General features: G+C 49.1%; 1 rRNA gene. It reads left to right on the top strand.

Annotation, left to right across the window (positions count from 1 at the left end):
* A 23S ribosomal RNA gene (locus AB4J89_RS19025) occupies positions 1–228 on the top strand; the annotation flags it as partial.

Below are 228 nucleotides of genomic sequence, written 5' to 3'. Positions count from 1 at the left end.
TACTCCTGATTGACCGATAGTGAACCAGTACCGTGAGGGAAAGGCGAAAAGAACCCCGGCGAGGGGAGTGAAAAAGAACCTGAAACCGTGTACGTACAAGCAGTAGGAGCCTCTTTATGGGGTGACTGCGTACCTTTTGTATAATGGGTCAGCGACTTATATTCTGTAGCAAGGTTAACCGTATAGGGGAGCCGTAGGGAAACCGAGTCTTAACTGGGCGAATGAGTT

Source organism: Proteus sp. STS61-E, from assembly GCF_040932335.1.
In the GTDB taxonomy this organism is placed as follows: domain Bacteria; phylum Pseudomonadota; class Gammaproteobacteria; order Enterobacterales; family Enterobacteriaceae; genus Proteus; species Proteus mirabilis_B.
The sequence above is the reverse complement of the archived record's forward strand: the minus strand, read 5'-3'. Positions and strand labels throughout refer to the sequence as shown.